Here is a 26,304-nt window from a genome sequence, read left to right on the forward strand (position 1 = left end):
GGCGGGGCGTGATATCCGGCAATCATTTGATTGTGTACCGAACGATCGGTACAATAAAGCCTGTTCCAGAGGCTTGTCAACAGCGTCGTGTAACTATTTTTGGCCGGTGGACGCAGCGCCTGGGGAGCCAGCAGTCTTATAATCGACCCGATTCCAACCTTCATGCATCCGTGGCTAAGCTGCTACGGATCCGGAAACCCAGCTCATGCCCGCACCCAGTCTCACCCGCGAAGAAGTTGCGCAACGCCTGCTCGCCGAATTCCGCCGCTCCGGCTACGAGGGCGCCAGCCTGTCCAGCCTGTCGGCGGCCACCGGGCTGGGCAAGTCCAGCCTCTACCACTACTTCCCCAATGGCAAGGTGGATATGGGCCTGGCGGCCATGGAAGTGGTCGGTGCGTGGATGCAGGAGAAGGTGATTCCCCAGCTGCAAGGTGGTGGCGATCCGGAAAAGCGCATCAAGCGCTACTTTGCGGCCCTCAGCGAGTTCTACGCCAAGGGGACGCTGCCCTGCCTGACCGACCTCTTCACCATCGGCGAGGCGGCGGGCTATTTCCAGCAGCAGTTCCGTCAGCGCATCGGCCAGGGCATCAAGCTCATCGCCGCGGTGCTGGAAGAGGCCGGCATTGCGCCGGCCGAAGCCGCCCGTCGCGCCGAGGATGGGCTGGTGATGTTGCACGGCGCCCTGGTGGTGGCGCGCGCGCAGGGCAATACGGCGGTGTTCGTGCGCACCATCAAGGCGATCCCGGAGATGCTGCTGGCGCCCCAGGACGACTGAGCCCGCCCGCGTTCAGCGCTGCTCGGGATGGGCAAAGCAGACGCGGTTGCGCCCGGCACTCTTGGCCAGGTAGAGCGCTTCGTCGGCGGCATTGAGCACGTCCTCGACACGGCGATGCCGTTCCCGCCGCAGGGTCGCCACGCCGATACTCACCGTCACGACCCGCAAGGGGCTGGCGGCATGCACGATCAGGCGGCTGTAGACGGCCTCGCACAGCCGGTGTGCCATCAGCAGCGCGCCGTGCTCGTCGGTCTGCTCCAGCAGCACCACGAACTCCTCGCCACCATAGCGACCGGCCCAGTCGGTCTGGCGCGGCAGGTTTTCCGTCAGTGCCGTGGCGACTTCCTGCAGGACGATATCGCCCATCTCATGGCCATAGGTATCGTTGTAGAGCTTGAAATAATCCACGTCGATGAACAGCGCCGAGAAGCTGGCGCTGGGATTGCGCAGACAACGTTCCCAGGTGGTGCGCAAGGCTTCGTCCAGTGAGCGCCGGTTCAGCAGCCCGGTGAGGCTGTCGGTACGGGCCAGTTCCTCCAGCCGCTTTTCGGCCGTGACGCGCTTGCGCAATTCCTGGCGCACATGCAGCAGCAGCGCGGTGGCCAGGACCGTGAAGGCGGCCAGCGACAACAGGACGGCATAGAGCGTCTCGCGCCAGTTCCTGAAGATCGCTTGCTCGGCGCGCCCGACAAACACGATCAGCGGCGAACCCGGAATGCGCCGGAAGGTGTAGAGCCTATCCACGCCATCGGTGGTGGCGCGCGCAAAGAAGCTGCCATCCTCCTCGGCCAGCATGGACTTGATGCGCAGGTAGTTGGCGTTGTTGCCGAGATCGCGGCCGATGACGGCGGCCTGGTAAGGGACCCGCATGTAGGCCACGCCCTCATCCGAATACAGCGAGATCACGCCGTCATCGCCCAGCGCCAGGCCCATGAACAGATCGCGGAAATAAGCCAGGTCCAGCGCCATGACGACGATGCCATCGAAGCTGCCATCGGCGCGTGCCAGCCGCTTGGACAGGACCACCACCGGCAACTCGTTGCCCAGGCTGGCCTGGATGGGCCGCGAGATGTACAGGCCCGTCTCGGGGTGAAGACGATGCACGGTGAAATAGGCGCGATCGGCGTAGTTGGGGCGTACCTGCGTCGCGCTGCGCCGCGAGGTGGCGCGCACCTGCCCCTGGGCATCGATGACGGCCATGACCGTGATATGGCTCACGCTGGCGGTGCTGCCAAACAGATAGGCATAGCGCTGGCTGTCAGACAGGGGCAGCGTTCCCAGCGGATGCAGGTAGCGGTAGGCCAGGGTATCGAGCGACAGCGACAGCATTTCGATATTGCGTGAAATGGCGCGCTGGGCAATGAGGGTGACGTTGCCGGCATTGGCCACGGCCGACAGGCGGGTCTGCCGATAGCTCTGGTAAAGCGTGCTGGCACAGATGGCAAAGACCATCAGGACGGCGATGACCAGGATCAGCGCCAGATATTTCTTCAACTGCTTGATTTTATTTCCCCCCGGAGAATACAGGCGCAATTAACGCATAGATCCCGGGGATGAACCAGCTTGTCGCAAGGCAACGTCCATGGCCCGCAACAGGCCCGCGATCAATGCGCCGCGCTGGACGAAAACACGTTGATGACCATCACCCCAGCCACGATCAGTCCGATGCCGGCCACGGCCGGCCAGTCCAGCCGCTGCCCGTGGATCAGCCAGGCCGCCAGCGTGATGAGCACGATGCCCACCCCTGACCAGATCGCATAGGCCACGCTGGTGGGCATGGTCTTGAGCGTGAGCGAGAGGCAATAGAACGACACGGCGTAGCCCAGCACCACGATGGCGGCGGGCAGCAGGCGGCTGAACCCCTGGGAGGATTTCAGCGCGGTGGTGGCAATGACTTCGGCGATGATGGCCACCGAGAGCGAGAGATAAGCAGACATGAGGGCTCCTGACAGGGAAAGTCGTCTCATCCAGGGTCAACGAAGATCGACCGGGATGATCTCTACCGATAATACCGAGGGATGATGGTGTTTCGATGGACTGCTCGGGAGTCGCCCGGGAGCGGATGGTTATTCGGTCATTCGGTCATTCGGTCATTCAGTCGATAGGGCCTGAGCCAGGCCTGCGGCGTCATGCCATAGCAGGCGCGCATCGAAGATGCGCGTGGCCAGCGTGGTCAGCAGCGTCGATAGCGCCAGGACCAGCAGCGCCGGTCCGGGGTGGACATGCAGCGGCGTTGCGCTCCCCGCGCAGGAGGCCGCCAGGCTGGCGATCACCAGCGGCAGCATGGCGCAACGGCTGGCACCCGTCTGCCAGCGCAGCAGCGTGGCGAGACGGCGTGGTGGTTGGCGCCATCCTTGCCATGCCGTCAGCAGCAACATGGCCATCAGGCCCAGGCGCAAGAGCGGAAAGAGCAAGGCGCTGACGGTGAGCAGGATGACCGCCAGCATGTCGCCCGCATGCCAGCCGGCGCTGATGGTGGCCATCAGCGGACGCGGCACCGGCCCGGCCGGGCCATCGGCCACGCTCATGGTCAGCAGCCCGGCAGCCAGAAAGGCCAGCGCGGCCATGGCCAGCAGCATGGCGCAGCGGGTCAGGCTGAGCGCGTGAGCGCGGTGCAGAGGATGGCCGCAGCGCAGGCAGCGCAAGCTGTCCATGCTGTCCGCATGGACGCGCTGGCACTGGCGACAGCTCAGCAATCCCATGGTGCTGGCGGAGCAGACATTGACGGACATGATCGTGTACCCCGGCACCGGCTATGGCCAGCGGTGGTCGCTGTCCAGGAACAGGATCGCTACCAGCACAATGGCCAGCAAGCCACTGGCGCTGGCGGCGATGCCGATGACGAGCGTCCCCATGGCGCTGGCCTGGTACAGCGCCAGCAGCATGCCCAGCATGTAGAGCTCGGTGATGATCCAGGGTCGCAGTTGCCGCAAGCAGCGCAGCAGGCGCTGGCCGCGCCCGGCCAGGAGCGGCGTGCACGGTGAGCGCGGCGGGCGCGGCGGGCGTGGAGCGATGAGCCCGGCCACCATGAGCGAGAGTTCGATGGCTGGCAGCACGATGGTGGTGACCAGCATCAGCAGCGCGATGGGCAACATGCGGCCAGCCTGCATCAGTGCGATGCAGCCCCACAGGGTCAGCGGGAGTGATACGCCCTGCAGGTTGACCTCGGCGATGGGCCAGAGATGGCTGGTCACCAGGAACACGGCTGCCGCCAGCACCAGCGGCAGTCTCATGTCAGTACCTCTGGCCGGGACCCGATAGAGCAGGGCGTCGCAGCGCTGGCAGAGCGCCGCTTCACCCTCCTGCAAGGGCGCGCGCAGGTGGATGCCGTCGCAGCAGGGGCAGGCCACCAGGTCCTGCAGGGTGGCCTCGGCGATCCAGGGGGGCGAAGCAGGTGGCTCATCGGGGCGCGCAGTCATGGAGCGGCCTATCGCAGCTGCGCCACCAGCGCTTCGGCGCCCTTGTCGATACCGGCCCGGGAGGCGCTGAGCGCGCCCATGCTGGCGCCGATATCCCAGGGTTTGGGGTATTGCTTGCTGATGAAGGCCTTGAGCAGTCGGCGATCGCGGGCATCGTAGATCTCGACGGCATAGATCACCGAGCCGCCGATCATGGCTTCGCGGTCGCGGGCGTTCTGGACCGCATTGTAGAGACCGCCACCGATGTCGAAACGGGTCAGCGTGGAGAGCACGGCGGTATTGGTCCTGGCGCCGGTCAGGGTGAGGCGGATCAGCAGGGTATCGTCGCGTGGCGTCTGCGTGAGCGCGAAGCGCTGGCGCAGCGCATCGACGAAGCGTTGCTGCATGTAGCTGGCCAACGCGCCCTTGTCGGCATCGCTCATGTCGCCGAACTGGTGGTCGGCGCCGCCATAGACGATGACCGGCGCCACCTGCACGCTGCGATAGCGGCTCCAGTCCACCGGCTGCTCGTAGCTGAAGGGAACGCGACCGGTACGGTCGCCGGTGTTGCTGGAGAGCTGTGCGGCCGAGTCGATGCCGGTGTACTTGACCGGGTCCGAACTGGCGCACGCCGTCAGCAGGGCGCACAGGAGCGCGACGAAGCCGGAACGCTTCATCGTCAGGATGGAAGGCATAGGGATAGTCCTCTACAGGATGCGGTACAAGCGCCCGGTCGCACAGGCGCCGGGCGGGACAGGCCATCCCGCACGGCGGCGCGCGCGTTCCCGTCCGGGGGACGATCCGGAAACACGCACGCCACCGGCGACAGGGCTGAAAGGACTATAGCAGCTTATCGCCAATTTACAAACCAACCAGACGGTTTTTATTGTAACCGTGGTTTTCTATCGCCGGTCACCCGTGCGTCAGCGCAAGCCGGGGGTGGGTCAGCGAGTGCGGGGGCTGGTCTTGCCGGTCCTGGTCGTCTTGCCGGCCAGCTTGTTCCAGTGATCCTCGTCGAGCAGCAGGGCGAAATACTGTTCGCGCTCGGCTTCGCTCAGGGGACACATGTTGAACAGCGAGGTCCACAACAGCCCGCGCGCCGCGCTCCAGCGCAGGATGGCCAGGTCGGGGTCGGCCGACTCCTGGCGGATGGCGGCCACGTTGAGCGCCTCGGCGTCGCGCAGGCCATCGAGCAGCGAGGGTTGCTCGCCGATGGCGCCGAGGATCGCCAGGGCGACCGACTGCGGTTGCTTGGTCGCTTCGCGCAGGATGGCGATCTGGGTTGCCAGCGAAGGCTCGCCGGAGTCGCGGCCGTCATGCTCCAGATAGTCGCGGGCGAAGCGGGCGTATTCGGTGCGCTGGTTGTCCAGCAGCGCGATCAGCACGGCCTGCTTGGTGCGGAAGTGATGCAGCACGCCGCCCTTGCTGATGCCGGCTTCGCGCGCGATCGCATCGATGGTCAGCCGGTTGGCGCCGTCGCGGTCGATGACGGCGAGGGCGGCCTGGATGATGAGCTGCCGGGATTTTTCGGAACGGACGGTATTTTCCATATGCGGCGACAAGCCTTGAACGATGCGCGAAGTACCGGACGATAGCGCTATATCGGGGCCAGCGCAAACCGCGCCGTCGGAACCCGGCGCTGCTCGGGCGGTCCATGTTGCTGGTACTCCCCATCCGCGCACGCCGCCGGCAAGCGTTGTACAGTCGGAGATCAGGATGTGCCTGCAAGAGCGCACCATGCAGCCGCCGATGCGGGCCAGTCCGTCTTCTCTTTTTCCATGCTGATGAATAACAAGAAACCATGTCGCCAAAAATCCTGCCCATCGTCTTCCTGCTCATCTCCAACGTCTTCATGACCTTTGCCTGGTACGGCCATCTCAAGTTCGAGAACCGGCCCCTGTACCTGGTGATCCTGGTCAGCTGGCTCATCGCCCTGGCCGAATACTGTTTCGCCGTGCCGGCCAACCGCATCGGCCACGCGGTCTACAACGCCGCCGAACTCAAGACCATGCAGGAAGTCATCACGCTGGTGGTGTTCTCGGTGTTTTCCGTGCTTTACCTGGGCGAGCAGTTCACCATCAACCACCTGGTCGGGTTTGCCTTCATTTGCCTGGGGGCCTTCTTCATCTTCAAGGGGCCGATAGGCTGATCACGCGCAGGCAGTCCTTGCGGCCTGGATTCATTCCTCGGCCGGCCGGCGCAGTTCGACGAACTGACGCGGTGACCAGGGCCGCAGCGCCACGATCATCGCCGAGCCGGTGCGGCGTGCCAGCGGCAGCGCCAGATCCTGCTGGTGGGCCGCCAGGAATTCGGCCGAGAGCCGGTTCATGGCGCGCTGGATGGCGGCGTTGCTCTGCTCGGAGAGGGTGCCGCTGACCATGACCATCTTTTCCCCGGGCTGGTCGAAGTGGGAATTGAAGAAATCATTGCGCAACTGGTCGCGGAAATATTGCTGGATGGGGCCGCCCGGCAGCCAGGTGAAATCCGGCGATACCCGCACCCGGATGCGGTTGTTGGGCATCAGGTCGAGGATGCCCAGCTTGTCCAGCCGCGCCAGCAGGCGGATGACGTCGGCACGGCTGAGCGCAAAGGTCTCCACCATCTCCTCCAGCGACCACTGATGCAAGGCATGCACGGCCACCAGCAGCAGGCGGGGATCGGCCACCAGCTTCTTTTCCTGTTCCACCGTCAGGCGCGTGGGTACCGGCTGCTCGGCCGCGATCATGCGCGCCAGGTCGCTGATCTGCATGCCCAGCAGGGTACAGATCTGGTCCAGCCGCTCCAGCGTGAAACTGCGCTCGGCGAAGACGCGCTTGATGCTGGCCTCGCTCAGGCCCAGCGACTTGGCCAGCTGGGCGTAGGTGATGCCGCGCGCCTTGAGGACGTTTTTCAGTGCATTGACCAGCGATTCGGCCTGGGCCATGTTCTTCCTCCGCTTTCCCGGTGAGTGTGCCGGTATTGTATTTCGATACCATTCGAGACGGAAAGCGCGTTTTCCGACGAAATGCTCAACAAGACCACCGCCCTTGGTTACAGTGCGTTCCGTCGTCGCAGCAACACAGCAGTACCGCCGGCGACAACGGAACAGACCAGACCAACTACCTACGTTTTCGAGGAGCCATCATGAAGAACCCCCTGCTGCGTCACCTGACCCTGTCCTGCACCCTGGTCGCTGCCCTGCTGGCCGCGCCGGTCCATGCCCAATCCACCGCCAGCGAAGCCTCCGCCGTCTCGGTGGCGATCTCGGTGATGGTGCCGGCGGCCTTCATCTCGGAGTCTGGTCACTATGTGGTCAAGGGCGTGGAAGCCTCGGGCCGTGGCACCGTCTATGTGCTGGAAAACCTCAGCGACGGCGTGCGCGGCTCCATCACCGTGGCCGGCAATGTCAGCGGCGCGGCCTCGGTGGGCGTGGGTGAGTCGGTGAGCTTCGTGACGACCGCCTCGGGCACGCTGCTGGTGGCGTCGGGCAAGGTGCTGGCGATCATCCCCAATGCCCTGGGCCGCGCCCTGCTCAAGAGCGACAAGCTGTCCTGAGGAGCCACAGCATGCGCATCGATCTCTCTTCCTGCAAGCGCCTGGCGTTGACTCTGCTGCTGGCCGCCACCTTGCCCCTGTCGGCCCATGCGGGCCAGTCCTGCGAACAGCAGGTGCCGCAGCTGGATGCGGTCCGCCAGCAACTGGACATGGCGGTCAAGACCGTGGGACGCCTCAACGCCAGCGGCGCGGACGTGGTCATCATCGGCCGCATCGGCCAGGACCTGAGCAAGTACCACCAGCGCTATTCGCACCTGGGGATAGCCTATCGCGATGGCGACCAGTGGTTCGTGGTCCACAAGCTCAACGAATGCGGTACCGCCGTGAGCAACATCTATGAACAGGGCCTGGGACAGTTCTTCATGGACAGTCCTTATCGCCTGGAAGCCTATGTCGTCGTACCGCAGCCGGAGGTGCAGCAAAAGCTGCGCGTGGCCATCAGCCGTTCGCAGGCCACCCGCATGCATGAGCCGCGCTACAACATGCTGGCCTATCCCTGGGCCACGCAGTACCAGCAGTCCAACCAGTGGGTGACCGAGACGCTGGCGCATGCCATGGAGCCGCAGATCGCCAGCCGCGAACAGGCCCAGGCCTGGCTCAAGCTCAAGGACTATGCGCCCGACACCCTGAACCTGGGACCGCTGACCCGCCTGGGCGGTCGCATGTTCAAGGCCAACATCGCCTTCGACGACCATCCCACGGCATTGCGCTTCAGCGATAGAATCGAGACCACCACGGCCGACTCGGTGCTGTCCTTCCTGCAGAAGACGGGCATCGAGGCCAGCCACTTCGTCATCCAATAAGCAGAGTCTCGCATTGCACCCCATGCGCCCGGTCTTTCACCTCGCTGTCTTCCTGATCTGCCTGCCACTGGCGGGCCCCGCCGCCCTGGCGGCCGGCGACGCCGTTGCCGGTCGCGCCGCCTTCGCCAAGTGCGCCAGCTGCCATCAGGTCGGGCCGTCGGCGCGCGCTGGCTTCGGGCCGCAACTGAGCAACGTGATCGGGCGCAAGGCCGGTTCCACCGGCGACTTCAAGTATTCACCGGCGATGGCCGGTGCCAACTTCGTCTGGACCGAAGACAAGCTGCGTGCCTTCCTCAAGGCCCCCAGCGATGTGGTGCCGGGCAACAAGATGCGTTTCTGGGGCATCGGCAGCGATCGCCAGATCGACGATATCCTGGCCTATCTGCGCAGCTTCGAGTCGCAGTAAGGGGGGCCTAGGGCGGCAATCCCATGCGCTGTCGCGCCAGGTGGATGGAGCCGTTGCGCACCGCCCAGCGCAGCGGCTGGGCCGCCACCAGTACTGACTTGCGCAACAGTTCGCTGCGCGCCGGCGAGCGCGGCGTGACCCCCAGCATTTGCTGCGCCCAGTGCGGCAGCAGGTCCACCCCGGCGCGCATCATCAGGCGTGTCCAGGGCTGGGCCAGTGCATTGGGCGCAGGGGCCGCCAGCACCAGCTGCAGGGTCTGGCGGGTACGGTCGTCGCAGACCAGCTGCGGCCGCATCGATTCGATATAGGCGTCCACCGCCGCGCGCGAACGCGGCACATCGCGCGCGCCCAGGGCCTCGGCGACCAGGGCGATCTCATCGAAATAGCGATCCTGGCGCTCGGCGGCAAAGCCGGGGTTGCGGTAGCGCAGGTAGCCGCGCAGGAAGCACGACACCTCGGCCGCATGCACCCAGGTCAGCAGGTCCGGGTCGCTGGCCGCATAAGTGCGGCCATCGGGCGCCACGCCGGTCACGCCCAGGTGGATCTTGCGCACCCGTTCTATCAGGCGCTCGGCGTCGGCGCGGCTGCCGAAGGTGGTGCCGGCGATGAACTGGGCGGTGCGGCGCAGCCGGCCCAGCATGTCGGCCTGGAAGTTGGAATGGTCCCACACCCCGGCCAGCGGCAGCGGATGCAGCATCTGCAACAACAGCGCCGCCACGCCGCCGGTGAGCATGGCGGTGAAGTCGCTGTGTACCTGCCAGGCCGCCGAATCCGGCCCGAACAGGCCGGGGTCGCCGGGCGGTTGCAGGAAATCGGCACTGCCGGGAGGGCGGCTGATGGCCAGGACGCTGGCCTCGATGCGATGACGCAGGAATTCCATGGGGTGGCGAGGGCGAAGAGAGAAGGGCAGTGTGCCACAGCAGGGCCGCCCGTGCCGGCTGCACAATCGGGTCGTTTTTTCCTGTTGTGCTTCTATCCGGTGAGAAGCCTTTACTGACATTTCTGTCAGAAAAAAATATACCCGAAGCCGCTCTGCACGCAGTCGCGCAGGCCGCTACAATAGCCCTCGCCAGGCGGCCCGCCACCTACAAAAGAACGGCCCCGGCAAGCACCATCGTCATCAGGGAGCACGGCCGGCGCCCGGGGAAACGCGCCAGGCCGTGATCGATAGAACAATGCAAAGCGGAACAGAGTGACCGGACGTCGCGGGACGCCGGCCACAAGCAGGGGCGCAGGCGCCCCCGCCGTGCTGTTGCGTCTCACCGGGATCGCAGTTCATGAACATGGTCGCGCTGGCGTTGCGCCGCCCGTACACCTTCATCGTGATGGCCTTGCTCATCGTGCTGGCTACGCCATTGACGTTGAAGAACATGGCCACCGATATCTTCCCCGAGATCAATATCCCGGTGGTCTCCATCATCTGGAACTACAACGGCCTGTCGGCCCAGGAAATGGGCTTGCGCATCGCCGCCCAGAACGAGCGGGGCCTCACCACCGTGGTCAGCGACATCGAGCACATCGAGTCGCAATCGCTGGCCGGGGTGTCGGTGATCAAGGTGTTCTTCCAGCCCAAGGCCAACATCCAGCAGGCGATCTCCCAGGTGGTGGCGTCGGTGCAGTCGCAGATCCGCCAGCTGCCGCCGGGCATCACGCCGCCGCTGGTGATCAAGTACTCGGCCTCCAGCATCCCGGTGATGCAGCTGGCGCTATCCTCGCCCACGCTGCCCGAGCAGGCCGTCTTCGACGCCGCCGTGCAGACGCTGCGCCCGCAGCTCATCACCATCCCCGGCGTGGCCGTGCCCTATCCCTATGGCGGCAAGACCCGCCTGATCTCGGTGGACCTGGATACCCCGGCCATGCAGGCGCGCGGCCTCGCGCCCATCGACGTGGTCAATGCCATCAATACCCAGAACCTGATCCTGCCGTCGGGGACCGCCAAGTTCGGCGGCACCGAGTATTCGGTCAAGATCAATGGCTCGCCTGAGGCGGTGGCGGGCCTGAATGAATTGCCGGTGCGCACCGCCAACGGCGCCACCATCTACCTCAAGGACGTGGCCAACGTACGCGACGGCTTCTCGCCCCAGACCAACGTGGTGCGCCAGGATGGCGCGCGCGGCGTGCTGTTGTCCATCCTCAAGAACGGTGGCGCTTCCACCCTGGACATCGTCGACAACCTGCGCAAGCTCTTGCCCACGGCAGCCCAGACCCTGCCTGAAGACCTCAAGATCACGCCGCTGTTCGACCAGTCGCTGTTCGTGAAAGCCGCCGTCACCGGCGTCATCAGCGAGGCGCTCATCGCCGCCGGCCTGACCGCCGCCATGGTGCTGCTGTTCCTGGGCAACTGGCGCAGCACGCTCATCATCGGCCTGACCATCCCGCTGTCCATCATGACCGCCATCCTGGTGCTGGCCGCGCTGGGCGAGACCCTGAACCTCATGACCCTGGGGGGCCTGGCGCTGTCGGTGGGTATCCTGGTGGACCAGGCCATCGTCACCATCGAGAACATCGAGCGCCACCTGCACCTGGGCAAGCCATTGCACGACGCCATCATCGTCGGTGCCGGCGAGATCGGCGTGCCGGCCTTCGTGGCGACGCTATGCATCTGCATCGTGTTCGTGCCGATGTTCTTCCTCTCGGGGGTGGCGCGCTTCCTGTTCGTGCCGCTGGCCGAGGCGGTGGTGTTCGCCATGGTGGCCTCCTACATCCTCTCGCGCACGCTGGTGCCCACGCTGGTGATGTTGCTCATGGGCAGCCATGGCCAGGTCGACGGCGCCAAGCAAAGCCTGCTGCAGCGTCTCTATCGCGCCTTCGACAACCGCTTCGAGCGGGTGCGGCGCGGCTATACGCTGGTGCTGTCTTCGCTGCTGGCGCACCGGCGCCGCTTCGCGCTGGGCTTCCTGGCCTTCTGCCTGTTGTCCTGCCTGCTCTATCCCATGCTCGGGCGCGACTTCTTCCCCATTGTCGATGGCGGCCAGATCCGCCTGCACATGCGCATGCCCACCGGCACCCGCATCGAGGAAACCGCGCGTGCCGCCGACGAGGTTGAGCGCACCATCCGCAGCCTCATCCCCGAGCGCGAGCTGGAGACCATCCTCGACAACCTCGGCGTGCCCAACTCCGGCATCAACCTGTCCTACAGCAATGCCGGCACCATCGGCACCCTGGACGGCGAACTGCTGATGGCCCTGAAGGAAGGCCACCGGCCCACCGAACAGCTGGTGTCCATGCTGCGCGAGGAATTGCCGCGCCGCTTCCCCGGCATCGAGTTCTTCTTCCAGCCGGCCGACATCGTCACCCAGATCCTCAACTTCGGCCTGCCGGCGGCCATCGACGTGCAATTCACCGGACCCAACATGGAAGCCAATGCGGCCCTGGCCGCCGAGCTGACCAAGCAGATCCGCCAGATCCCCGGCGCCGTCGACGCCCACGTCCACCAGCGTCTGGATGGTCCCTCGCTGGACCTGCGCATGGACCGTACGCGCTTGCAGCAGTTCGGCCTGTCGGCTTCCAACGTCGGCCAGAACCTCCTGATCGCGCTGTCGGGCAGCTCGCAGACGCAACCGGCGTTCTGGTTGAATCCCAACAACGGCGTGGTCTACAACATCGCGGTGCAGTCGCCGCAATACCAGGTCGATTCGCTGGATTCCCTGCTCAATATCCCGGTGGGCGCCGGCGCCAATGCCACCACGCCGCCGCAACTGCTGGGCAACCTGGTCGATGTGCGCGCCGGACGCCAGATGGCGGTGGCCTCGCGCTACAACATCTCGCCGGCCATCGACGTCTTCGTCAGCGTCCAGGGCACCGACCTGGCCAGCGTGGCCGGCAAGGTCTCGGTGCTGGTGGAGCAGATCAAGCCCAAGCTGCCGCGCGGCAGCCAGGTGGTCATCCGGGGCCAGGTCGAGACCATGCAGTCGTCCTTCATCGGCCTGGGCGTCGGCCTGGCCATGGCCATCGTGCTGGTCTACCTGCTGGTGGTGGTGAACTTCCAGTCGTGGATCGACGCCGCCATCATCATCGCGGCCTTGCCGGCGGCGCTGGCGGGCATTGCCTGGATGCTCTTCATCACCGGCACCACGCTGTCGGTGCCGGCCCTGACCGGGGCCATCATGACCATGGGCGTGGCCACGGCCAACAGTATCCTCATCGTCGCCTTCGCGCGCCAGCGCAAGGAGGAGGGCGCCACGCCGCTGGCCGCCGCCCTGGAAGCGGGATCGACCCGTATCCGGCCGGTCCTGATGACGGCGCTGGCCATGATCATCGGCATGATCCCCATGGCGCTGGGCCTGGGCGAGGGTGCCGAGCAGAACGCGCCGCTGGGGCGCGCCGTGATCGGGGGCCTGCTGCTGGCCACCGTATCGACCTTGTTCTTCGTGCCGGTGGTGTTTGCCGGTGTGCATCAGAGACTGGCCCGGCGGGCGGACAAGCGCGGCAATACCGCGCATCCTGCCGCCGGCGGACCAGCGCATCAGGAGTCCTGAACCATGTCGCATGATCGTCATTCCGAACTTGGCATCCATTCCGTCGAGGATGCCGAACCCCTCCAGCGCCAGCAGATGATGAAGCGCGCCCGCCTGGTGACGCTGGTGGTCCTGGTGCTGCTGGCCGCCGGTGCGGCGCGCACCATCGTCAGCCGCGTGGCCAACGCCCGTGAACTGCAAGCCGGCACCGCCGAGCGCGCCAAGATCTTCGTGCGCGTGACCGAGGCACGCAGCAGTGCCGACGGCCAGACGCTGGCCCTGCCGGGGACCTTGCAGGGCTTCGTGCAGTCACCCATCTCGGCGCGTTCGGGCGGCTACCTCAAGCGCTGGTACAAGGACATCGGCGCCGAGGTGAAGAAGGGCGATCTGCTGGCCGAACTGGATACCCCGGAAATCGACCAGCAACTGTCCCAGGCCCTTGCCGCGCGTCAGCAGGCTGCTTCCAGCACGGACCTGGCCAAGAGTTCGATGGCGCGCTGGGAAGCCCTGCGCAAGAAGGATGCGGTGTCCCAGCAGGAGCTCGATGAACGCCGCAGTGCCTACGCCCAGGCCAATTCCAACCTGGCCGCGGCGGACGCCAACGTCGAGCGCCTGCGCCAGGTGGAAGGCTTCAAGCGTATCGTGGCGCCCTTCTCGGGCATCATCACGCGCCGCAACGTGGACGTGGGCGACCTGATCGACCCGGGCGCCGGCCGGGCCCTCTTCGTGCTCTCGCAGACTGATCCGCTGCGGGTCTATGTGAATGTGCCGCAGTCCTATGCCAACCTGGTCAAGCCCGGCCAGCAGGTGGTGGTGACCCAGGCCGAGCTGCGTGGCCGCAAGTTCGACGGCAAGGTGGCGCGCACGGCCGGCTCCATCGACCCGGCGACGCGCTCCATGCAGATCGAGGTGAGCCTGCCCAATGCCGACAATGCGCTCCTGCCGGGCGCCTTCGTGCAGGTGGCGCTGCCGCTGAAACCCAGTGGCGCGCTGCTGGTGGCGGCCGATACGCTGATGTTCCGCCGCGATGGTTCGCTGGTGGCAGCGGTCGATGCGCAGAACAAGGTACGTCTGAAGCCGGTCAAGCTGGGGCGCAACTTCGGCCTAACCGTGGAAGTGCTGGATGGACTGAAGGGCGATGAAAAGCTGATCCTCAATCCTTCGGACTCGCTGGCTGAGGGCGACCAGGTCGAGCCCACCCAGGACAAGCAGGACGGCGCCAAGAAGAAGGCCGCATCATGAGGCGGCAGCCGCGCCTGAGGGCGCTGGCGATGGCTGCCGCGCTGGCCCTGGCCGGTTGCGCCAGCGGTCCGGATTACCACAAGCCGGCGCTGGACCTGCCGGCGGCCTGGACTCCCGAGGCCCCCTGGCGCAGCATGCAGCCGCAGGATGCGACGGTGCGCGGTCCCTGGTGGGAGCGCTTCGGCGACGCCCAGCTCAATGCGCTGCAGCAACAGGCGCTGGCCGGTAACCAGACGCTGGCCATTGCCACCGCCCGGCTGGCCCAGGCGCGTGCCCAGCTCAACGTGGCCGGGGCAGCCCAGGCGCCGCAGGTGGGTCTGTCCACGCGTGCCGCGCGGGGCCGCATCTCGGCCAACCGTCCGCTGACCAACTACAACTCGCCCAACTACGCCACGGTGCAGAACGATTTTGCACTGGGCCTGAACGTGAGCTACGAGATGGATTTCTTCGGGCGTGTACAGCGCTCGGTGGAAGCCGCCGGTGCCTCGGCGCAGCAATCGGCGGCCGACCTGGAAAACACCCGCCTCTTGCTCACCGCCGACCTGGCCAGCAACTACTTCAACCTGCGCGAGCTGGATGTCGAGCTTGACGTGGTGCAGCGCGCCATCGCCCTGCAGCGCAAGGCCCTGGAACTGGCCACCTCGCGCCACGACCTGGGCGCCACCTCCGGCCTGGATGTGGCCCAGCAGCAAGCCTTGCTGGATAACACCCTGACCCAGGTCGATGTGCTGGGCCGCCAGCGCGCCCAGTACGAGCATGCCATCGCCACGCTGACCGGCACGCCCGCCCCCGGCTTTGTCATCGCGCCCTCGCTGACGGCGATCCGGCTGCCGGCCATCCCGCTGGGGGTGCCGTCGGATGTGCTGGAGCGTCGTCCCGACATCGCCTCGGCCGAGCGCGCCATGGCTGCGGCCAATGCACAGATCGGCGTGGCCAGCGCGGCCTACTATCCCAGCTTCATGCTGCAACCCTCGTATGGCGTGGACAGCCGCAACTGGGCCTCGCTCTTCAATGCGCCCAGCGTGCTGTGGTCGCTGGGGGTATCGGCCACGCAGAGCCTGTTCGATGGTGGCCGCCTGCGCGCCGGGGTGGATTTCAGCAAGGCCGGTTATGAAGCCGCGCTGGCGACCTACCGGCGCACGGTGCTGACCGCCATGCAGGAAGTGGAAGATGGCATCACCGGCATCGCCGCCCTGGACCGTGCCTATAGCCAGGCACAATCGGCCATCGGCAGTGCCCGCAAGGTGCTCGATATCGCCAACAGCCGCTACGAAGGTGGCGCGACTCCCTACCTGGATGTGATCACCGCGCAACAGAGCCTGCTCAACAGCGAGCGCCAGGCGGCCCAATTGATGGGGCAGCGCCTGCTCAGTTCGGTATTCCTGATCAAGGCACTGGGGGGCGACTGGCAAGAACGTCTCCAGGGCGAGGGACAGGCGGACGCACCCATTGTTGGAAAAGTAACTTTATCATCGCAAGAGAACTAACTGATCAGATGGTAAGACCAGTTTTGCGTCGTTTCTGACAGCCCCGTCAGCAGCGCCCCTCCGGCGCGGCAATTGCCCCGTAAAGCCCCACATAATCAACGATTTGGGGCTGACATGTCCTGCCTAGAATCAGCTGTGGTCAGATTTCACAGTGATAAGAAAACGAGGCAGACATGAATTGGTTCAATAATCTAAAGATAGCCAAGAAGTTAATTTTGTCCTTTGCGGCCGTCATAGTCCTGACTGTGATTCTGGGCCTGTTCGCCATCCGCGAACTCAAGATGGTCAACCAGGCTTCTACCGACATTGCCAGCAACTGGTTACCCAGTATCAAGGCAGCCCAGGTCTTGCAGGCTTCGTTGCCGCGCATGCGTATTTCGGAGCTGCAGATGATCACGGCGGTCAATCCGGCCGAGCGCGAGGAGGCCATCAAGGCCATCAAGGCGCGCCTGGACATCCTGGCCAAGCAGCGTGCCAGCTACGAGGCCCTGATCTCGGAGGCGGAAGAGAAGGCGATCTACGAAAAGTTTTCCAAGAACTTTGCCGCCTACCTGGAGATCGACAAGAAGCTGGCCCAGATCTCCGGCGACGGACAGACGGAAGAGGCCCGCACGCTCTTCAAGGGCGATTCCAACAAGACCTTCCGCAGCATGATCGAGAGCATGGATGAGATCATCAAGGTCAACGACGCCGGCAGCGCACGCTCGGACAAGGCCGCCGACGAGGTCTTCCAGTCGGCCATCCGCTGGATCGGGGTCTTGCTGGCGCTGATCGTGGTGATCGCCTTTGGCCTGGCCATCATGGTGGCGCGCGCGGTCGCACGTCCGCTCAATGAAGCCGTGGCGGTGGCCGAGCGCGTGGCGCAGGGCGACCTGACGGTGCAGATCCGCGCCACCAGCACCGATGAAACCGGCATGCTGATGCATTCCCTGCGCGCCATGAACGACAGCCTGCTGAAGATCGTCGCCGAGGTACGCACCGGTACCGACACCATCAGCACTGCCTCGCAGGAGATCGCCAGCGGCAACCTGGACTTGTCCTCGCGCACGGAAGAGCAGGCCGGTTCGCTCGAAGAGACCGCCTCGGCCATGGAAGAACTGACCTCCACCGTCAAGCAGAACGCCGACAATGCGCGCCAGGCCAACCAGCTGGCGGCCTCGGCGTCCGACATCGCCAGCCAGGGCGGCGAAGTGGTCAGCCAGGTGGTGCAGACCATGGAAGGCATCACCGAGAGTTCCAACCGCATTGCCGACATCATCACGGTCATCGATGGCATCGCCTTCCAGACCAATATCCTTGCCCTGAATGCGGCCGTGGAAGCGGCCCGTGCCGGCGAGCAGGGGCGCGGCTTTGCGGTGGTGGCCTCCGAGGTGCGTTCGCTGGCCCAGCGTTCGGCGGCGGCGGCCAAGGAGATCAAGCAGCTCATCGATGACTCGGTGGAGAAGGTCGGCGCCGGCAGCCAGCTGGTGGAGCGCGCCGGTTCCACCATGAGCGAGGTGGTCGCCAGCGTGCGCCGCGTCACCGACGTGGTGGCCGAGATCAGCGCGGCCAGCCACGAACAGAGCACCGGCATCGAGGAAATCAACCGCGCCATCACGCAGATGGATGAAGTGACACAGCAGAACGCCGCCCTGGTGGAAGAGGCGGCCGCTGCCGCGCAATCCCTGCAGGATCAGGCAGGGCGCCTGTCGGACGTGGTCAGCGTGTTCAAGATCCAGCGCTGAGACCTCACACGGCAAGTCAGGCCGGCCGCCGGGAAATCCGGCCGCCGGCTTTTTTCATGCCGGCAATTCGAAGCAGTACCCCACGCCATAGACCGCCTGGATGGCGTTGTGGCCCGGAAAGAAGGGCTCCAGCTTGCGCCGCAGGTTCTTGATGTGGGTGTCGATGGCGCGGTCGGTGACGGAGCGGTCGTCGTCGTGCAGATGGTTCAGCAATTGCTCGCGCGAGAACACCTGGCCGGGCGCATCGGCGAAGGTCTTGAGCAGGCGCAGCTCCAGCGGCGTCAGGTTGAGCGCTTCGCCGCGCACGCTGGCCTGGTGGCGCAGTTCATCGATCAGGAGCGGTGACGTCGCCGTGTCGGTGGCGTCGACCGGTCCGCCCAGGCGTTGCAGGTGGCGGTTCCGCCGCAGCATGGCCTTGACCCGCGCGACGATTTCCCGTGGCGAGAAGGGCGCCTTGCTGATGTAATCGTCGGCACCCAGCTCCAGGCCGCGCAGGCGGTCTTCCTCTTCGGCGCGGGCGGTCAGCATCAGCACCGGCACATCCGAGAAGGTACGCAACTGGCGGCAGATCTCCCAGCCATCCAGGCCGGGCAACATGATATCGAGCAGTATCAGGTCGGGCCGGCGTTCCCGCACGGCGTCCAGCGCCTGGTCGCCGCGCGCGACGTGGCGTGCGCCATAGCCGGCAGCGGCCAGGTATTTCTGCAACAGCTCGGCCAGCTTGGGTTCGTCCTCGACGATGAGGATCTCGGCGCTGGCCGGTGCCTGGAACTGGAAGTCGTCGCTCATGCCTGCTCCGGTGCAGTGGCGAAACCGGCTGGCAATTCCACCGTCACCCGCAAGCCGCCCAGCGGCGAGGCAGTCGCAGCAATCTTGCCCTGATGCGCCTCGACGATGCGGCGGCAGATCGCCAGCCCCAGACCGGCGCCACCGCTGGCGCGGTTGCGCGAGGTCTCGACCCGGAAGAAGCGCTCGAACAGGCGCGCCATCACCTCGCCCGGCACCCCCGGTTCGCTGTCATCGACATACAGGCGCCAGCATTGCTGCTCCAGCCGGCAATGCAATTCCAGCCGGCCACCGGCATCGGTATAACGCAGGCTGTTTTCGAAGAGGTTGTTGAAAAGCTGCTGCAGGCGCGCGCCATCGGCATGCACCGGCATGGTCTGCGGTAGGTCGGCCACCAGCGTCATGTCACGCATGGCAAAGCGGTCTGCATAGACCTGTACCGAATCGCGCAGCAGCGGCGCCAGGTCGATGTCGGCCTTGCGATAGGTGAGCGCGCCGGCATCGGCCAGCGACAGGTCGTAGAGATCGCCGACCAGCTTGTTGAGGTGTTCGACCTCGCTCTTCAGAGACCGCAGGGTCTGGGTATCGGGCTGCATGACGCCATCTTCCAGTGCTTCAAGCTGGCCGTTGAGGATGCCCAGCGGTGTGCGCAATTCGTGGGAGACATCGGCCATGAATTCGCGCCGCAGTTTTTCATTGCGTTCTAGCGTCATGGCCAGCTGGTTGAAGTCATGCGCCAGACGGCCCACCTCGTCGCCCGACTCGACCTCGACGCGGGTCGCATAGTCGCCCCCGGCCAGGCGGTGGGTGGCGCGCGCCACGCGCGTGAGTGGACGCGTGAGCACACCCGAGATGCGCACCACCATGAAGGCCGCCAGCATCACGGCGACGACCGCGATGACGATCTGGGCAGCGAACTGGCTCTGCTGGAAACGCAGGTCGATGGCGCCGATGACGGTCTCGAAGGGCGTCTGCGCGACCCAGCCGATGATGGTGTCATCCTGCAGCAGCGGGCGCAGCCGAGCATCGGGGCCGACATAGGGATAGCCGATGACCAGCTTGCGATTGGCGTCCAGCAGCGAGAAGCGCAGCGTCGCACCGGTCAGGTCGGAGGCGCTCATGGGCGGCCCCTGGGTGGCGGCCACGCCATTGTGTTCGACGATGGCCGGTTTCATCAGGTCGAACCAGGTGCGCGGCTGGCCACGGATGAAATCCCAGCTGCCGTGTTCGCGATAGGCCTGTTCCAGGCGCGGGACCATGTCTTCCATGCGCTGTTGCGCCTGCTCGTTGAGGTAGCCGAGGAAGTCGCGGTTGAAGATGTAGTGGCTGGCGCCATTGATGGCCACGATCAATGCCACGATCAGCGCCAGCATCGCGTAGAACAGCTTGAGGCGGATGTTGGCACGATAGAAGAAGCGGTCAGACAGATCCGCGATCGAATGGGCAATGGACTTGGACACGACGGGCAGGCATGGGCAGAAGGAACCAGCCATGAGCTTAGCAAGATAAGCGGGGCAGGTGGGTGGCTTCGTGAGCTGATGTTGCATTGTGGACATTGCTCATTTTTCCCTCACATTTGTTGTCCACAATCGCAAGTCCGATAGCTCATTGCGCCCGGACCCTGGCCACACCTGGCTTGTGGGGCGGGCAGAAAGCCTCACAAGATGCCCAACCAGACCATCGATTTGCGCTCCACCTCCAGCTCCACCCCCCGTTCCATTTTCCGCCAGGCCCCGGCGCGGCTGGCCCTGGCCCTGATGCTGGCCACCGCCCTGGCGGCCTGCTCCAAGTCCGGCAACCAGACCCCCGGCCAGACCCAGGCCGAAGTCGGCTATGTGGTGGTCAAGGCCCAGCGCCAGGCGGTCACCACCGAACTGCCCGGTCGCACCAACGCTTACCTAGCGGCCGATATCCGTCCGCAGGTGGGTGGCATCATCCAGAAGCGCCTGTTCAAGGAAGGCGCCAACGTCAAGGCTGGCCAGCCGCTGTACCAGATCGACCCGGCCAGCTACCAGGCCGCCTATGACAGCGCCCGCGCTTCGTTGCTGAAGGCCGAAGCCACGCTGGCATCCTCGAAGCTGAAGGCCCAGCGCTATGCCGAACTGGACAAGATCGACGCCGTCGCCAAGCAGGACAACGACGATGCCCAGAGCACCCTGCGCCAGAACCAGGCCGACGTGGCCGTGCAGCAGGCGGCCGTGCAGACCGCTGCCATCAACCTGCAGTACACCAGGATCCTGTCGCCCATTACCGGCCGCATCGAGAAATCCTCCGTCACCCCCGGTGCGCTGGTGACCGCCAGCCAGACCACGGCGCTGACCACGGTGCAGCAGATCGATCCCATCTACGTGGACGTGACCCAGTCCAGCGTGGACCTCTTGCGCTTGCGTCGTGAACTGGCCAGCGGCCAGATCAGGAAGAGCGGCGAGAACGCGGCCCAGGTGAAGATCGTGCTGGAAGACGGTTCCACCTACGAGCGCAGCGGCAAGCTGGAATTCTCGGGCCTGTCGGTCGATACCGGCACCGGCATGATCACCCTGCGCGCGGTCGTCCCCAATCCGGATGGCGTGCTGCTGCCGGGCGCCTATGTGCGTGCCGTGCTGGAAGAGGGCGTGGACGAGCAAGCCCTGCTGGTGCCGCAGAAGGCAGTCAGCCGCGACCAGACCGGCGCGGCCACGGCCCTGGTGCTGGGCGCCAATGGCAAGGTGGAGCAGCGCCTGGTGACGGTAGCGCGTGCCGTGGGCAACAACTGGTGGATCAGCAAGGGTCTGAAGGAGGGTGACAAGCTCATCGTCGATGGCCTGCAGAAGATCCGCACCGGTGACACCCCGCGCGCCATCGATGTGACCGAATCGCTGAAGAAGGACCTGGCCCGCGAAGCCGCCGCTGCCGCCGCCGATCCCTCGCTGGGCGGTGCCGCCGATAACGCTGATGCCACCACCAACAGCACCAGCACCGCCGCCACCGGCGCCCAGTCCAAGTAAGCGAGGCGCACATGGCACGTTTCTTTATCGACCGGCCCATCTTTGCATGGGTCATCGCCATCATCATCATGCTGGGGGGCATGATGTCGATCCGTTCGCTGTCGCTGGAACAGTATCCCGACATCGCCCCACCCAAGGTCAACATCAAGGCCACCTATACCGGTGCCTCAGCCAAGACGCTGGAAGACTCGGTGACCCAGGTCATTGAGCAGCAGATGAAGGGCCTGGACAACCTGCAATACATGTCGGCCAGCTCCAGCTCGGCCGGCAGTGCCACGGTGGCGCTGACCTTCACCGCCGGCACCAATGCCGACGTGGCGCAGATGCAGGTGCAGAACAAGCTGCAACAGGTCACGGCGCGCCTGCCGCAGGCGGTGCAGAACAATGGCGTGACGGTGACCAAGGCCTCTACCGACATCCTGATGGTGCTGTCGCTGACCTCGGATGATCCGCGCATCACCAGCATCGATATCGGTGACTTCATCAGCAGCACGCTGACCGACCAGATCAGCCGTGTCGAAGGCGTGGGCGACGTCACCGCCTTCGGGACCAACTACGCCATGCGCGTGTGGATCGATCCGGCCAAGCTGCAGAAGTATGCGCTGATGCCTTCCGATATCACCAGCGCCCTGGAGGCGCAGAACACCGAGGTGTCGGCGGGCGAAATCGGCGCGCTGCCGGCGGTGCCCGGCCAGCAGATCAACGCCACCATCACCGCGCGCAGCAAGCTGACCACACCGGAGGAGTTCCGCAACATCATCGTCAAATCGTCCTCCGATGGCTCGGTGGTGAAGCTCTCCGACGTGGCCCGGGTGGAACTGGGTGGCGAGAGCTACCAGGTCGCCTCCCAGCAGAACGGCAAGCCTTCCTCGGCGCTGGCCATCCAGCTGGCCACCGGCGCCAATGCGCTCTCCACCGCCGATGCGGTCAAGAAGAAGATGGCCGAACTGGAACCGTACTTCCCGGCCTCCATGAAGCTGAAGACCAATGTCGCCTATGACACCACGCCCTTCGTGCGGGTGTCGCTGGAAGAAGTGGTCAAGACCCTGATCGAAGCCATCGTGCTGGTGGTGCTGATCATGTACCTGTTCCTGCAGAACATCCGCGCCACCTTCATCCCGGCCATCACCGTGCCGGTGGTGTTGCTGGGGACCTTCGGCATCCTCGCCATGTTCGGCTATTCCATCAACACCCTGACCATGTTCGGGATGGTGCTGGCCATCGGCTTGCTGGTGGATGATGCCATCGTGGTGGTGGAAAACGTCGAGCGACTCATGAGCGAGGAAAAGCTCAGTGCCAAGGACGCCACGCGCAAGTCCATGCAGGAAATCACCGGTGCCCTGGTGGGGATCGCCATGGTGCTCTCGGCGGTGTTCATCCCCATGGCCTTCTTCGGTGGTTCCACCGGTGTGATCTATCGCCAGTTCTCCATCACCATCGTCTCGGCCATGGCACTCTCGGTGATGGTGGCGCTGACCCTGACCCCGGCGCTGTGCGCCACCCTGCTCAAGCCCCATGCGCCCGGCCATGTGCAGCAGGGCCGCTTCTTCAGCTGGTTCAACCGCAGCTTCGACCGTAGCGCCACGCGCTACCAGGGCGGCGTGGGTGGCCTGCTCAAGCGTGGCAAGCGCGGCCTCTTGATGTATGCCCTGATCGCCGTGGCCATGGCCGTGCTGTTCATGCGCCTGCCGACCTCCTTCCTGCCGGAAGAAGACCAGGGCGTGCTGATGGCGCAGATCCAGCTGCCCACGGGCGCTACCGCCGAGCAGACCGCGACCGTGGTCAAGACGGTGCAGGAATACTTCATGAACAAGCCCGAATCGGTGGACTCGGTTCTGGCCATCGTCGGTGCCGGCGTGGGCGGCAACAGCCAGAACGGTGCGCGTGCCTTCATCCGCTTGAAGGAATGGGACCAGCGTACCGGTGCCGGCCAGTCGGCTTCCGAGCTGGTGCGTCGTGCCAATGCGGACCTCTCCAAGATCCGTGGCGCACGGGTGTTCCTGATGAACCCGCCGGCCGTGCGTGGCCTGGGCCAGAGCTCCGGCTTCGACCTGGAATTGAAGGATGTGGGCGGCGTCGGCCACGATGCGCTGTTGCAGGCGCGTGACCAGTTCCTGCAACTGGCGCGCCAGAACCCGGCGCTGGCCAACGTGCGTACCACCGGCCTGGATGACACGCCGCAGCTGCGCGTGGCCATCGATGACCGCAAGGCTGATGCGCTGTCGGTCTCGACCTCGGACATCAACGCCACCCTGGCTACCGCCATGGGCGGCACCTACGTCAACGACTTCCTCAGCAATGGCCGCGTCAAGAAGGTCTATGTGCAGGGCGATAGCGGCTTCCGCATGCAGGCCGACGACCTCAAGCGCTGGTATGTGCGCAACTCGGCCAGCCAGATGGTGCCGTTCTCGGCCTTCATGAGCAGTCAGTGGACCTACGGCCCGTCGCTGCTGGAGCGCTACAACGGCGTGTCTTCCTTCGAGATCGTCGGTGAGCCGGCCGCGGGTGTGAGCTCGGGCACGGCCATGGCCGCCGTCGAGAAGCTGGTGGCGCAACTGCCGGCCGGGGTCGGTTTCGAATGGACCGGTTCGTCCTATCAGGAAAGGCTCTCGGGCAACCAGGCGCCGATGCTGTATGCGATTTCCATCCTGTTCGTCTTCCTGTGCCTGGCCGCGCTCTATGAGAGCTGGTCGGTGCCTTTCGCGGTGATCCTGGCCGTGCCCCTGGGCATCATCGGTACCGTGCTGCTGACGGGGATCTTCGGCATGTCCAACGACGTGTACTTCCAGGTGGGTTTGTTGACCACGGTGGGGCTGTCGGCCAAGAACGCGATCCTGATCGTGGAATTCGCCAAGCAGTTGCACGAGTCCGGCAAGAGCCTGTGGGATGCCACACTGGAGGCGGTGCAGCTGCGCCTGCGGCCCATCCTGATGACGTCGCTGGCCTTCATGTTCGGCGTGCTGCCGCTGGCGGTGGCTAGCGGTGCCGGTTCGGCCAGCCGTCGCGCCATCGGTACCGGTGTGCTGGGCGGCATGATGTCGGCGACCCTGCTGGGCATCTTCTTCGTGCCCCTGTTCTATTACCTGATCGGCACCTGGCTGGATCGCCGCGCCAGCAAGAAGGCGCACCCGGCTGACGATCATGCCAACCACAAGGAGGGCGTGTGATGCCTACCCTGAACATCCGACACCGATCCTTCCTGCAACGCAGCGTCCTGGTGGTGGCCCTGGCCACTGCCCTGGGTGGTTGCGCCAACCTGGCGCCCGACTATGTACAACCGGCCGCGCCGGTGCCGGCCAACTGGTCGCAGCAGGTCGATGGCAAGCAGATCGTGGCTGCCCGCGGCGTCACCCCTGCCGCCGGCGCCAGCACCGATGCCGACCAGCTGGGCTGGCGCCAGTTCTTCCTCGATACGCGCTTGCAGCAGGTGATCGCCAGCGCACTGGAGAACAACCGCGACCTGCGCGTGGCCGCTCTCAATATCGAGAAGGCGCGTGCGCAATACCGCATCACCGACGCCGACCGCTATCCGGCCATCTCGGCCACCGGCAGTGGCTCGGCCAGCCGCACGCCGGCCAGCCTGTCCTCCACCGGTCGCGCCACGGTGTCGCACCAGGACAGCGTGACGCTGGGCGTGAGCGCCTATGAGCTGGATTTCTTCGGTCGCCTCAAGAACCTCTCGGATGCCGCCCTGGAAACCTACCAGTACCAGGTCGAGACCCGCCGCAGCACGCACATCAGCCTGGTGGCCGAAGTCGCCACCGCCTGGCTGACGCTGGCCTCGGACCGCGACCTGTTGCGGCTGGCCGAGGATACCTATGCCAGCCAGTCGCGCACCTATGCGCTGAGCCAGCGCAGTCACGACATCGGCACTGTCTCCGGAGTGGACCTGGCCAGCCAGGAAGCCACCGTGGAATCGGCCCGTGCCGACGTGGCTCGCTATACCAGCCAGGTGGCACAGGACATCAATGCCCTGCGCCTGCTGGTGGGCGGCGATGTGGATGAGAAGTTGCTGCCGCAAGGCTTGCCGCAGACCGCCAGCGTGCTGCCGGCCACGCCCGCCGGACTGCCCTCGGAAGTGCTGCTGCGCCGGCCCGACGTGCTGGCCGCCGAACACACGTTGAAGTCGGCCAATGCCGATATCGGTGCGGCGCGCGCGGCCTTCTTCCCCAGCATTACGCTCACCGCCAGCGGCGGCACGGCTAGTCCCACGCTGGGTGGCCTGTTCAATCCGGGGAGTGGTTCCTGGAGTTTCGCGCCGTCCATCAAGCTGCCCATCTTCAATGCCGGCAGCCTGCGTGCCAGCCTGGACTCGGCCAAGATCACGCGTGACATCGATGTGGCCAACTACGAGAAGGCGATCCAGACCGCCTTCAGCGAAGTGGCCGATGCGCTGTCGGTGCGGGCGACGCTGGACCAGCGCCTGGATGCCCAGTCGCGCTCGACAGCGGCCAGCGAGAAGGCTTTCCGCCTCTCCGAGGCGCGCTACAAGAATGGCATCGACAGCTACCTGAGCACGCTGGTGGCGCAGCGCACGCTGTATTCGGCGCAGCAGACGCTGATCTCGCTGCGGCTGACCGAGCAGAGCAACCGCATCACGCTCTACAAGGTGTTGGGTGGTGGCTGGAACGAACAGAGCGCCACGCCCTCATCGGCCAGTGCGCAGCAGGGTGGCAAGCCGTCTTCCTGAGGTCTTTGGCCATGCAGA

At 65.4% G+C, this 26,304-nt stretch carries 22 protein-coding genes; 12 read left to right on the top strand and 10 right to left on the bottom strand.

Annotation, left to right across the window (positions count from 1 at the left end; genetic code table 11):
* Window positions 1-205 precede the first annotated feature (205 nt).
* Window positions 206-775: a TetR/AcrR family transcriptional regulator gene (locus ACIPHN_RS04585; protein WP_400433414.1), complete on the top strand. Its 570-nt coding sequence runs from the start codon at window positions 206-208 to the stop codon at window positions 773-775.
* A gap of 12 nt (window positions 776-787) precedes the next feature.
* Here the strand turns inward: ACIPHN_RS04585 and ACIPHN_RS04590 are convergent, their stop codons facing one another.
* The 6 genes from ACIPHN_RS04590 to ACIPHN_RS04615 all read right to left on the bottom strand — a co-directional run bounded on the left by ACIPHN_RS04590 (window position 788) and on the right by ACIPHN_RS04615 (window position 5,723).
* Entirely contained in the window at window positions 788-2,308 is a 1,521-nt protein-coding gene (locus tag ACIPHN_RS04590; protein ID WP_400433417.1) for a diguanylate cyclase, read from the bottom strand.
* Between the two features lie 71 nt (window positions 2,309-2,379).
* Window positions 2,380-2,712 carry an SMR family transporter gene (locus ACIPHN_RS04595; protein WP_400433420.1) on the bottom strand — a complete coding sequence of 111 codons (333 nt, stop codon included), beginning with the start codon at window positions 2,710-2,712 and terminating at the stop codon, window positions 2,380-2,382.
* A 153-nt stretch (window positions 2,713-2,865) separates the two neighbouring features.
* Window positions 2,866-3,507 (bottom strand): paraquat-inducible protein A, encoded by a 642-nt coding sequence (locus tag ACIPHN_RS04600; RefSeq protein ID WP_400433422.1) that lies wholly within the window; start codon window positions 3,505-3,507, stop codon window positions 2,866-2,868.
* A 21-nt stretch (window positions 3,508-3,528) separates the two neighbouring features.
* Window positions 3,529-4,194, bottom strand: coding sequence for a paraquat-inducible protein A (locus ACIPHN_RS04605; RefSeq protein WP_400433425.1), 666 nt, complete (start codon window positions 4,192-4,194; stop codon window positions 3,529-3,531).
* A gap of 8 nt (window positions 4,195-4,202) precedes the next feature.
* Window positions 4,203-4,868 (bottom strand): DUF3313 domain-containing protein, encoded by a 666-nt coding sequence (locus ACIPHN_RS04610; RefSeq protein WP_400433428.1) that lies wholly within the window; start codon window positions 4,866-4,868, stop codon window positions 4,203-4,205.
* A 249-nt stretch (window positions 4,869-5,117) separates the two neighbouring features.
* Complete coding sequence (locus ACIPHN_RS04615; protein ID WP_400433431.1) at window positions 5,118-5,723, bottom strand: TetR/AcrR family transcriptional regulator; 606 nt, start codon at window positions 5,721-5,723, stop codon at window positions 5,118-5,120.
* Window positions 5,724-5,974: 251 nt separating this feature from the next.
* Between ACIPHN_RS04615 and ACIPHN_RS04620 the strand changes: the two genes are divergently transcribed.
* Window positions 5,975-6,322, top strand: a complete 348-nt coding sequence (locus ACIPHN_RS04620) for a DMT family protein (protein WP_400433434.1) — start codon at window positions 5,975-5,977, stop codon at window positions 6,320-6,322.
* Between the two features lie 30 nt (window positions 6,323-6,352).
* On the opposite strand, the gene ACIPHN_RS04625 is transcribed toward ACIPHN_RS04620, so the two are convergent.
* Window positions 6,353-7,096: a helix-turn-helix domain-containing protein gene (locus ACIPHN_RS04625; RefSeq protein WP_400433437.1), complete on the bottom strand. Its 744-nt coding sequence runs from the start codon at window positions 7,094-7,096 to the stop codon at window positions 6,353-6,355.
* Between the two features lie 200 nt (window positions 7,097-7,296).
* Here ACIPHN_RS04625 and ACIPHN_RS04630 point away from each other — a divergent pair, with 200 nt between their 5' ends.
* The 3 genes from ACIPHN_RS04630 to ACIPHN_RS04640 are packed head-to-tail and all read left to right on the top strand — an operon-like array spanning window position 7,297 to window position 8,916.
* Window positions 7,297-7,707, top strand: coding sequence for a hypothetical protein (locus ACIPHN_RS04630; protein ID WP_400433440.1), 411 nt, complete (start codon window positions 7,297-7,299; stop codon window positions 7,705-7,707).
* A gap of 11 nt (window positions 7,708-7,718) precedes the next feature.
* On the top strand, window positions 7,719-8,510 hold the full coding sequence (locus ACIPHN_RS04635) for a DUF2145 domain-containing protein (RefSeq protein WP_400433443.1): 792 nt from the start codon (window positions 7,719-7,721) through the stop codon (window positions 8,508-8,510).
* 22 nt (window positions 8,511-8,532) lie between these two features.
* Entirely contained in the window at window positions 8,533-8,916 is a 384-nt protein-coding gene (locus ACIPHN_RS04640; protein ID WP_400433446.1) for a c-type cytochrome, read from the top strand.
* A gap of 7 nt (window positions 8,917-8,923) precedes the next feature.
* Here the strand turns inward: ACIPHN_RS04640 and ACIPHN_RS04645 are convergent, their stop codons facing one another.
* Window positions 8,924-9,796: an oxygenase MpaB family protein gene (locus tag ACIPHN_RS04645; protein WP_400433449.1), complete on the bottom strand. Its 873-nt coding sequence runs from the start codon at window positions 9,794-9,796 to the stop codon at window positions 8,924-8,926.
* A 397-nt stretch (window positions 9,797-10,193) separates the two neighbouring features.
* Between ACIPHN_RS04645 and ACIPHN_RS04650 the strand changes: the two genes are divergently transcribed.
* From ACIPHN_RS04650 to ACIPHN_RS04665, 4 genes are all read left to right on the top strand, one after another.
* Window positions 10,194-13,394 (top strand): efflux RND transporter permease subunit, encoded by a 3,201-nt coding sequence (locus tag ACIPHN_RS04650; protein ID WP_400433452.1) that lies wholly within the window; start codon window positions 10,194-10,196, stop codon window positions 13,392-13,394.
* A 3-nt stretch (window positions 13,395-13,397) separates the two neighbouring features.
* The gene (locus ACIPHN_RS04655; RefSeq protein WP_400433455.1) at window positions 13,398-14,615 is read left to right on the top strand and encodes an efflux RND transporter periplasmic adaptor subunit; all 1,218 of its coding nucleotides are present in this window, start codon (window positions 13,398-13,400) and stop codon (window positions 14,613-14,615) included.
* Entirely contained in the window at window positions 14,612-16,102 is a 1,491-nt protein-coding gene (locus tag ACIPHN_RS04660) for an efflux transporter outer membrane subunit (RefSeq protein WP_400433458.1), read from the top strand. Before ACIPHN_RS04655 ends, ACIPHN_RS04660 begins: the two co-directional genes overlap by 4 nt.
* A 173-nt stretch (window positions 16,103-16,275) precedes the next feature.
* The gene (locus ACIPHN_RS04665; RefSeq protein ID WP_400433461.1) at window positions 16,276-17,826 is read left to right on the top strand and encodes a methyl-accepting chemotaxis protein; all 1,551 of its coding nucleotides are present in this window, start codon (window positions 16,276-16,278) and stop codon (window positions 17,824-17,826) included.
* Between the two features lie 54 nt (window positions 17,827-17,880).
* On the opposite strand, the gene ACIPHN_RS04670 is transcribed toward ACIPHN_RS04665, so the two are convergent.
* Window positions 17,881-18,615, bottom strand: coding sequence for a response regulator (locus tag ACIPHN_RS04670; protein WP_400433464.1), 735 nt, complete (start codon window positions 18,613-18,615; stop codon window positions 17,881-17,883).
* Window positions 18,612-20,072: an ATP-binding protein gene (locus ACIPHN_RS04675; RefSeq protein ID WP_400433467.1), complete on the bottom strand. Its 1,461-nt coding sequence runs from the start codon at window positions 20,070-20,072 to the stop codon at window positions 18,612-18,614. The genes ACIPHN_RS04670 and ACIPHN_RS04675 overlap by 4 nt, the downstream gene beginning before the upstream one ends.
* Window positions 20,073-20,369: 297 nt before the next feature.
* Here ACIPHN_RS04675 and ACIPHN_RS04680 point away from each other — a divergent pair, with 297 nt between their 5' ends.
* The 3 genes from ACIPHN_RS04680 to ACIPHN_RS04690 are packed head-to-tail and all read left to right on the top strand — an operon-like array spanning window position 20,370 to window position 26,286.
* On the top strand, window positions 20,370-21,596 hold the full coding sequence (locus ACIPHN_RS04680) for an efflux RND transporter periplasmic adaptor subunit (protein ID WP_400434050.1): 1,227 nt from the start codon (window positions 20,370-20,372) through the stop codon (window positions 21,594-21,596).
* Between the two features lie 11 nt (window positions 21,597-21,607).
* Window positions 21,608-24,763 (top strand): efflux RND transporter permease subunit, encoded by a 3,156-nt coding sequence (locus ACIPHN_RS04685; protein ID WP_400433470.1) that lies wholly within the window; start codon window positions 21,608-21,610, stop codon window positions 24,761-24,763.
* The gene (locus ACIPHN_RS04690; RefSeq protein ID WP_400433473.1) at window positions 24,763-26,286 is read left to right on the top strand and encodes an efflux transporter outer membrane subunit; all 1,524 of its coding nucleotides are present in this window, start codon (window positions 24,763-24,765) and stop codon (window positions 26,284-26,286) included. Before ACIPHN_RS04685 ends, ACIPHN_RS04690 begins: the two co-directional genes overlap by 1 nt.
* Window positions 26,287-26,304 lie beyond the last annotated feature (18 nt).

The sequence above is a fragment of the Herbaspirillum sp. NPDC087042 genome (assembly GCF_044745245.1).
Taxonomy (GTDB): Bacteria; Pseudomonadota; Gammaproteobacteria; order Burkholderiales; family Burkholderiaceae_D; genus Herbaspirillum.

Excerpts from the sequence above, each read along its gene's own strand:
- ACIPHN_RS04585 (WP_400433414.1), top strand. The coding sequence starts at position 206 with ATGCCCGCACCCAGTCTCACCCGCGAAGAAGTTGCGCAACGCCTGCTC.
- ACIPHN_RS04595 (WP_400433420.1), bottom strand. The coding sequence starts at position 2,712 with ATGTCTGCTTATCTCTCGCTCTCGGTGGCCATCATCGCCGAAGTCATT.
- ACIPHN_RS04600 (WP_400433422.1), bottom strand. The coding sequence starts at position 3,507 with ATGTCCGTCAATGTCTGCTCCGCCAGCACCATGGGATTGCTGAGCTGT.
- ACIPHN_RS04605 (WP_400433425.1), bottom strand. The coding sequence starts at position 4,194 with ATGACTGCGCGCCCCGATGAGCCACCTGCTTCGCCCCCCTGGATCGCC.
- ACIPHN_RS04610 (WP_400433428.1), bottom strand. The coding sequence starts at position 4,868 with ATGCCTTCCATCCTGACGATGAAGCGTTCCGGCTTCGTCGCGCTCCTG.
- ACIPHN_RS04615 (WP_400433431.1), bottom strand. The coding sequence starts at position 5,723 with ATGGAAAATACCGTCCGTTCCGAAAAATCCCGGCAGCTCATCATCCAG.
- ACIPHN_RS04620 (WP_400433434.1), top strand. The coding sequence starts at position 5,975 with ATGTCGCCAAAAATCCTGCCCATCGTCTTCCTGCTCATCTCCAACGTC.
- ACIPHN_RS04625 (WP_400433437.1), bottom strand. The coding sequence starts at position 7,096 with ATGGCCCAGGCCGAATCGCTGGTCAATGCACTGAAAAACGTCCTCAAG.
- ACIPHN_RS04630 (WP_400433440.1), top strand. The coding sequence starts at position 7,297 with ATGAAGAACCCCCTGCTGCGTCACCTGACCCTGTCCTGCACCCTGGTC.
- ACIPHN_RS04635 (WP_400433443.1), top strand. The coding sequence starts at position 7,719 with ATGCGCATCGATCTCTCTTCCTGCAAGCGCCTGGCGTTGACTCTGCTG.
- ACIPHN_RS04640 (WP_400433446.1), top strand. The coding sequence starts at position 8,533 with ATGCGCCCGGTCTTTCACCTCGCTGTCTTCCTGATCTGCCTGCCACTG.
- ACIPHN_RS04645 (WP_400433449.1), bottom strand. The coding sequence starts at position 9,796 with ATGGAATTCCTGCGTCATCGCATCGAGGCCAGCGTCCTGGCCATCAGC.
- ACIPHN_RS04650 (WP_400433452.1), top strand. The coding sequence starts at position 10,194 with ATGAACATGGTCGCGCTGGCGTTGCGCCGCCCGTACACCTTCATCGTG.
- ACIPHN_RS04655 (WP_400433455.1), top strand. The coding sequence starts at position 13,398 with ATGTCGCATGATCGTCATTCCGAACTTGGCATCCATTCCGTCGAGGAT.
- ACIPHN_RS04660 (WP_400433458.1), top strand. The coding sequence starts at position 14,612 with ATGAGGCGGCAGCCGCGCCTGAGGGCGCTGGCGATGGCTGCCGCGCTG.
- ACIPHN_RS04665 (WP_400433461.1), top strand. The coding sequence starts at position 16,276 with ATGAATTGGTTCAATAATCTAAAGATAGCCAAGAAGTTAATTTTGTCC.
- ACIPHN_RS04670 (WP_400433464.1), bottom strand. The coding sequence starts at position 18,615 with ATGAGCGACGACTTCCAGTTCCAGGCACCGGCCAGCGCCGAGATCCTC.
- ACIPHN_RS04680 (WP_400434050.1), top strand. The coding sequence starts at position 20,370 with ATGCTGGCCACCGCCCTGGCGGCCTGCTCCAAGTCCGGCAACCAGACC.
- ACIPHN_RS04685 (WP_400433470.1), top strand. The coding sequence starts at position 21,608 with ATGGCACGTTTCTTTATCGACCGGCCCATCTTTGCATGGGTCATCGCC.
- ACIPHN_RS04690 (WP_400433473.1), top strand. The coding sequence starts at position 24,763 with ATGCCTACCCTGAACATCCGACACCGATCCTTCCTGCAACGCAGCGTC.